General features: G+C 40.2%; 7 protein-coding genes. 6 read left to right on the forward strand and 1 reads right to left on the reverse strand.

The genetic code is table 11. The annotated features are described in order from the left end of the window. The first annotated feature begins 89 nt into the window (after positions 1–89). From HUJ19_RS00120 to HUJ19_RS00130, 3 genes are all read left to right on the forward strand, one after another. Positions 90–2,423, forward strand: coding sequence for a DNA internalization-related competence protein ComEC/Rec2 (locus HUJ19_RS00120; protein ID WP_290621545.1), 2,334 nt, complete (start codon positions 90–92; stop codon positions 2,421–2,423). Between the two features lie 198 nt (positions 2,424–2,621). Further along, a complete protein-coding gene (locus tag HUJ19_RS00125; protein ID WP_290621546.1) occupies positions 2,622–3,011 on the forward strand; it encodes a hypothetical protein in 390 nt (129 codons plus the stop codon). A gap of 66 nt (positions 3,012–3,077) precedes the next feature. Further along, positions 3,078–3,521 (forward strand): cold-shock protein, encoded by a 444-nt coding sequence (locus HUJ19_RS00130; protein WP_290621547.1) that lies wholly within the window; start codon positions 3,078–3,080, stop codon positions 3,519–3,521. Positions 3,522–4,077: 556 nt separating this feature from the next. Here HUJ19_RS00130 and HUJ19_RS00135 read toward each other — a convergent pair. Further along, positions 4,078–4,923 (reverse strand): hypothetical protein, encoded by an 846-nt coding sequence (locus tag HUJ19_RS00135; RefSeq protein WP_290621548.1) that lies wholly within the window; start codon positions 4,921–4,923, stop codon positions 4,078–4,080. Positions 4,924–5,226: 303 nt separating this feature from the next. On the opposite strand from HUJ19_RS00135, the gene HUJ19_RS00140 reads away from it, so the two are divergent. The 3 genes from HUJ19_RS00140 to HUJ19_RS00150 all read left to right on the forward strand — a co-directional run bounded on the left by HUJ19_RS00140 (position 5,227) and on the right by HUJ19_RS00150 (position 6,545). Continuing rightward, a complete protein-coding gene (locus HUJ19_RS00140; protein WP_290621549.1) occupies positions 5,227–5,925 on the forward strand; it encodes a hypothetical protein in 699 nt (232 codons plus the stop codon). Positions 5,926–6,061: 136 nt separating this feature from the next. Next, complete coding sequence (locus HUJ19_RS00145) at positions 6,062–6,295, forward strand: ribbon-helix-helix domain-containing protein (RefSeq protein WP_290621550.1); 234 nt, start codon at positions 6,062–6,064, stop codon at positions 6,293–6,295. Further along, positions 6,282–6,545 carry a type II toxin-antitoxin system RelE/ParE family toxin gene (locus HUJ19_RS00150; protein WP_290621551.1) on the forward strand — a complete coding sequence of 88 codons (264 nt, stop codon included), beginning with the start codon at positions 6,282–6,284 and terminating at the stop codon, positions 6,543–6,545. The genes HUJ19_RS00145 and HUJ19_RS00150 overlap by 14 nt, the downstream gene beginning before the upstream one ends. Positions 6,546–6,933 lie beyond the last annotated feature (388 nt).

Consider the following 6,933-nt stretch of genomic DNA (forward strand, 5'->3'; position numbering starts at 1 on the left):
TTATGATCAGGCAAATATTTTTTAAAAATTTTGCGGGGCATTAAAAATCACTTAACACTGTAAAACAATCAGGATAAGGACTATCCATTATGTTTGTATGGACGCTGGCATTTTTGGCAGGTTGTTGCTCTATACTGTTCATTCCAAGTTTATCGTTTGACGTTATCATCTTATTAACGCTGTTATCGGTGCTGGCAATTATCGGTATTTCCTCGACCGTAATAAGCATTCTGACTAAGCATCCTCAAGCAATTAAAACACAGCTTTTAGCTATCGGAGGCCTGAGCCTTGGAATTGTATGGACTAGCAGCAACGCATATTGGCAATTACAACGCCAAATACCGGAGCCCTTCAACAATCAGGCGCACATTATAGATGCCGAGGTTATTGGATTACCAGCGATTTATCCCGAGTATTGTCAGTTTACGGCCCGAATCCAGAAGGCCAATGAAGTTAACCTGTTAGGCAGGGTTATTCGACTAAAGTTCTATCAATCTGAATGTCCTTTCAGATTAGGTCAGGTATGGCAAATGCAAATCAAGCTCAAACCTATCCATGGCCCGGTCAATATGGCAGGTTTTGATCTGGAGCGCTATTACTTTGAACAGGGCATTGATGGGCGCGGTTATGTTCGTGAAGATTTTCTTGAGTTTAAGTCTGAAACCGCCAATCCAATTCATCAATTCAGGCAATCTGCCCATGAGCAATTGGCCAGCCTGGATAACGCAGGCATCTTTCAGGCTTTATTAATTGGCGAAAAATCATCCATTAATCATCAGCAACGAGAAGCTCTGCAAAAACTTGGTCTCAGTCACCTGATTGCTATTTCAGGCTTACACATCTCAATCATTGCCGGTGTCAGCTTCTGGCTAATGCGTTTGCTGTGGGGAAGGGCGGCGCTAGCTAGAAAATGGCCACCGTTCCATATCGGCTTGATTAGCAGTTGTCTCGTTGCATTTCTCTACAGCGCCATGGCCGACTTTTCGATTCCAACAGTACGCGCTTTGCTAATGTGGTGTTCGGTTGCTTTGGCCTTTCTATTGCAAAGACGCTCAGCAATTTATGATGGCTTAATCTGGTCGCTGTTATTGGTACTGCTGATATTCCCACTCAGTGTTCTATCCGCCAGTTTCTGGATGACATTTATAGCGGTTGTGGTCATAAGCTTAATATTGATGGGAAGGACTCAACAGACCAATAACTGGAAACACAAAATAAAGAGTTTGTTAAAACTGCAACTCGCTATTACCTTAACTCTCGCCATCCCTTCATTGCTTTATTTCCAGCAGGCCAGCTTTCTTGGCATGATCGTCAACATCATTATGATTCCGCTGTTCAGTATCGTGTTGCTACCAGCAATATTTCTAAGTTTCATATTCAGTTTATTAGGATTGACTTGGCCATTGCAGGAGCTCGATAGCTTTGTGGGTTATTTCTTTCAATACAGCGAGCAACTTTTACACAGCAGCTTTATTGATAACTCATCACTGATAGTCATCGATACAAACCTGCCAATGCTAATCGGTGTACTGATATTTTTCATCTTATTAGTCTGTTGGTTGCCGTTATCGTCTATAAAGAAACCCTTGGTGACTTTTGCGCTAATAACCAGCTCAACCATGATGATGGGGCAAAAACTGGATAAACAATTATCAGAGGATAAATGGTCAATCGAAATCTTCGACGTAGGGCATGGCCTGTCAATCTTGCTACACAACAAGGATAAAGCTCTTTTGTACGACACAGGCTACGCCAGCCCCGGCTCCAGCGCCGTATCCAGTTACATCATTCCCAGCTTAAGAGAGCTTGGGATTGCAAAAATAGACAGCTTAATTCTCAGCCACAAAGACAATGACCACGCAGGTGGTACTAAAGAGTTGCTTGATAACTTCCCCGTTAACCAGATCATTGCCGACTCCTGGTACGACAAACCCAGCCAGCGGTGCGAAGTAGGGCAGAGCATGGAGCTAGAGGGCGCAAAACTGGAGTTCTTCTATGGAGAACAAAACGCCGTCTCCGACAAACCCAACAACCAATCCTGCGTGGTAAAAATCACCATCAACGACTTTAGTATCTTAATACCCGGCGACATCGAAAAAGACGCAGAGTATCTGTTAGCAGCCGCTGAAGATTACAGCAAACTGAAATCCGACATACTCATCGCACCACATCACGGCAGCAAAACCTCCTCAACCTATCCCTTCATCAAACGAGTCGATCCCGACGTCGTCATCTACACCAGTGAACTCCACAGCCGCTATCCGATCCCACATCCCAGCGTCTACAAACGCTATCAGGAATTCAACATCAAAGCCGAACACTCAGGCTGCGCAGGCCAGATCACCATCAATCCTTATGACAGAACCTTAAAACGATGGCGGGAAGAGCGGAAGATATGGAGAAAAGAGGCTTGTGGGGTTTGATAGATATAACTAGTAGTTATTTTGAGTGATTAGAAATTTTTGCAAATTAAATATTAAGGGATACTATAGACTGTTATAAAAACAATCTATAATACGAAAGCATATTTTCACTGAGCTAAGAGTGCATTTCATCCAGCAAATCAAGCAACAACAAGCTAGGGTGTTACACAAAGTAGTCATACAGAAAGGGGGCTTTTAATGGCAACTAAAGTAAAAAAAACAATTGGCCACAAAGGTGGTTTGGAAAACCTTTTATCAGGGCTAGCAACACTATTTTTAGTAATTGGTATAGTCGGGGCGATCACAGTTTTATTGTTATCAGTGGACTTCAACGGAAGATTTTCCCTTTTGGGGCTGATATTGGGGCTGATACCTGTAATAGGCATACTTGTTCACGGTCTTTTTCTATATGCTCTTTGTAGTGCTGGTGCAGAAGTTCTTAGGTTGCTGAAAAAGCAGAACGGACTGCCCTATGGAGGTAATATCTCTGGATCTGATCCAATCTATGAAAAATTTTGTTCAGAGTGCGGAGTAAGAGTAGGAGAGCGTGATGATTGTCCTAGCTGCAAAGCAACTTTTACCTATTAAAGAACAGTTTTAAATCATGAACAAAAAAACTTATAAGGACTATTTTTTAGCTTCGGTAGGTAGCGTATGAAGGGAAAAGTTAAGTGGTTTTCTGAAGAAAAGGGCTATGGATTCATCACAGGGCAAGATGGTGCAGACAGGTTTGTTAGTGTCCGCTCAGTAATTGGGGCCGACTTACCCAGAAACGGTTATATTGTAGATTTTGAACACATAGATTCAGCCAAAGGACCGCAAGCAGTAAATGTAAAAATTATCGCCACACCTCAATCAGCAAAGGCTGATGATCGTATAACTTGCCTATCTTGCTCAAGGAAAATGATACCTCGTGTTATCACCGGCCCACCATTAATTCAAGGCGGTGGGAGTTGGACGCCAGTTCCCAAACGTTCAATTTGCCCATTCTGCGGGCAAACCTACAAGAAATTCCCTCCCTCTTTAGGGGAAATATTTGGAGTGATTGTATTTGTTATAGTAGCATTGATACTTTTAAATATCTTTTTGAATAGGTAGCAAGGTTTAATTCAACGCCATAAGTCACAGCTAGCAAAAGTCACAGCTAGCAAAGGTCTCGCTGAACATGGAAAACATAAGTCCAGAGAAGATTAAGAATAAAAGCCCATAAAGTGAACGATAGGGTTGCTTTAAAAAGAAAATGTCCTTATCGAACTTTTTATCAAGGCCTTTAAGTTTTATCGTCTCAGAGGGGGGCGGTTCAATTTTGGCAGATTCTTGTTCTTTGATGCCATTTGGTATGGCCTCCGGTTCAGGCTTGACCTGGGATGTCGGTTCATCCGGAGTGCGTTCTTTTGCTGTGATAAATGGGTCGGTTAGTTCTTTAGGGGGGGGGCGGTCACTTCGGGCCTTGTAGCCTCAAGTGTATTATCTCTACCTGGATTATTGGTTTTACCCATAATCCCATCTAGTTTTCTTGGGGTAAGCATATCCTCTCTTCTCCTTAATCATAAATAACGTGCCGCAGGGCGTATATCTTTAATATATGACTTTGGAGGTGGTAATAGGCATAAAAAAAGGTAGGAAACCCTACCTTTTTTAGACCAATAATGGATTAAAGGTACTCTTCTTTGTAACGCTTTATCTCGCTTTCATGGTTAGATCCAGGCATAACAGGAACTTCAAGGTAGGCTGTTTTCCCATCTTTAATGACTTTTGCTAACCACTCTGGACCATCTTTGGTATCAGCAAAGCCGTACCCTATCTTTAGCCAAGAATCAGGAAACTCATCAATAAACGTCTCAAGCGTCTCGTATCTCATAAGAGGCTCAATTACCAAGTGTCTGCTGCCTATCTCCTTCTCGCTGATATTGACAATAGTTTCCGAACCTGACTCACTGTAAAAAACCGTTAAACTAAGCCAATATGCTTTCGATAAGCCGGGCGCTTCACACTTGAACTCCCTGTATAGCAATTGATTTTCTGCGTGAAAGGTTGACGCTATTCTGTAATTATTGTCGTTATAATAACCGCTGATAGCGCACCCTTTTTGGTTAAGAAGGTTTGAGAACCATTGCTCACTTAAAATATTGTTAAATGTTTCTGGTGCAGATAGGTCGCTATACGTGTGGAAGGTGGCTATAGGCAATGCTAATTCAGATTGGACTTGCCGACTAAATAATAAGTCAGCAATAATCACCTTTGCTAGGGATGTGTTTGGGCTTGCATAGGCTGTGCCCATTATAACATCCGGCCCACTATCTTCAGCCGAAAATTCAAAATTATCTGCAGTATTTTTAGCAATCGCCCTCGCAAACTTATTTTTTGGATGGTTTATATGATAATTGGTGTGATGCTCAGGTGGAATTTGTTCCATTCTCTCGTTAAGAGTCATAGGCTTCATGCAGCCAGTGACAAGCAGGGTTAAAGCCATAAGTAATACTGTGGTAATAGATTTCATTGATTATTCCTTCTAAAAGAAACGGGTATTCGGTGTATTTTTAATATACAACTATTTTTTATATTCCCAAGCATCAGCATGCTTTCGAGGGGGAGCTTACAAAATAACAAGGAAAAACAAAAGTATCATTTTGTAACAGGCGGTCCACAAGAATTGTGAGTTCTAAGTTGGAAAAAAGGTTAGTTCTTCGTATAACTAAATACAATATGCAAAATCTACATCCGTTGTATCCACTGGCGAGGTTGTTATTATTATGCATAAATTGGGATGTCGCTTCGTCAAACTGAATGAATTGAGTATTCAATGAGCAGTTTAAAAAAATTAAGTTATTTCGTATTTTGTGTGGTGTTGGCTTCTTGTGCTGTAACTAAACAAACAATAGCCGAAACAAGTTTGATATATGATGTGGATTATTTTAAATCTCTTACAACTGATGAATCTTGGCTAACAAGTGAGCGTTCGTCTATCAGCTTTAATAAGGGTGAAGCCAAGAATTGCAAAAACTATCTTGAGCTGTCTAAAAACTCACTTATTGAAGAGTCGTCAAAGAACTTCCTCATTAAATCTGAATACCTAGAGTGTGAGGTCCTAACCTTAGTAAAAAATAGTCATGCAAAGACTGTCGACTATAAAAGTGCTGCTGAACTTCGTTCTGATTTCGGAACAACTTTATCTCAGCGACTGGATATAACCAGCTTTAACTCATCGCTAGGACAGATAACCTCTGATGAAAAGAATACCTTGGCAACTCTATTCCCGAATGCTATTACTCAAGATAGCAACAATCTAACCATAGAAACCAACAGCAGATATTTCAATTTACGACTGGTTGCCAAAACTTATCTTAATAATAATCAACAAGAAGATTGGATAGTCATAGTTACAGATGAAATCCTGGATGGCACTTATCGAAACTTTGACACCATAATTATCAATGACCCAGGGACATCAGAACAATCCTTATTAACGGCTATATCTTTCAGCGATATTCAGAATAACTAGAAATTTGAATCATAAGTATAATAAATTCAATTGGTTACAGATGGTAAGTCTAAGTATTAAGTAAGAAGCACATACATGACATTATAACGTCGTAACGCTATAATGCGTTTTATGATTCATTGTAAGAGTTGTTGTTATGAGTAATTTATCAAAAAGGTCTACCGTTTATTTTGAGCCGTCAGTTCACCAGGCTTTAAAGATGAAAGCTGCATCTTCAAATGTTTCTATTTCTGAGATTGTCGACGAGGCTGTAAAGCTCTTGATGCGGGAAGATCAGGAAGACTTGCAAGCATTTGCAGAACGTATAGAAGAACCTGAAATCAGCTATGAAGCATTACTGAACGATTTGAAGGCTCATGGAAAAATATAAAATAACCTTCAAAAAGTCGGTAGCTAAAGATTTACGCAGCATACCCAACAAAGACGTTGCAAAAATACTTAAAAAAGTTAATAGCCTAGCCGAAAACCCAAGAGGTGAGGGTTGTATTAAACTTTCAGGTAACGATAAATACCGTGTACGCCAAGGCTTATACAGAATTGTTTATCAGATAAGGGATGATGTATTAGTGGTTAATGTCGTAAAGATAGCTCATAGGTCGAGTGTATATAAGAATTACTAAATCAAACGTCTTGCCCCCGATTCCATCATCTACAACAGCGAACTTCACAGCCTGACTAGTGGAGCGAACTCGAGGTTTTGATTATAAATCCTGATCTAAACCAATCTGTCGCATATGCCGAATTGATAACTCAACTAACAAAGTCATTGCAATAATGAAAAACCTAACTATTATAAGGAGTTATCTATTTACCCAACGCCGTTGCAAGTACGTACTGGTAAAGAGATACCAGAACAGAAATGTCCGGTTTTATATGGTATTAGCCTGAAAAACGGACATTAAAAATAAACAGTTTAAAATCAAAAGGTTATCGGTGATGTCCGGTAATATAATGTTAGGTGAACAATGCGCCTCAAAAAAATATTCATAATAAATTTGGTTTTAGGCA

This window comes from Kangiella sp. (assembly GCF_014762745.1).
In the GTDB taxonomy this organism is placed as follows: Bacteria; Pseudomonadota; Gammaproteobacteria; order Enterobacterales; family Kangiellaceae; genus Kangiella.